Annotated in this window: 1 protein-coding gene; it reads right to left on the bottom strand. The window is 75.3% G+C overall.

Translation table 11 applies throughout. From position 1 onward, the window contains the following. The coding region (locus FAF44_RS54040) for a substrate-binding domain-containing protein (RefSeq protein WP_237111236.1) at positions 1-299 on the bottom strand (299 nt) is incomplete at both ends.

Raw genomic sequence — 299 nt, forward strand, 5'->3', positions numbered from 1 at the left:
CGGCAGGCCGGTCAGCTCGGCCACCGCCGCGTGGAAGCAGGCCCGGCCCAGGCCCGCGAAGTCCATCCGCACGGTGGTCAGGGCGGGCGTCCAGTACGCCGAGCCCGGGATGTCGTCGAAGCCGACGATGCTGACGTCGCCCGGCACATCCTTGCCCGCGTCGTAGAGCGCCCGGCGCACCCCCTGCGCGATGTCGTCGTTGCCGCACAGGATCGCGGTCACGTCCGGACGGGCGGCCAGCCGCTGCCCGGCCGCGTACGCCGAGCGGACGTCCCACCCGCACCCGATCGGCTCGGGGA

This window comes from Nonomuraea sp. MG754425 (assembly GCF_021699195.1).
GTDB lineage: Bacteria > Actinomycetota > Actinomycetes > Streptosporangiales > Streptosporangiaceae > Nonomuraea.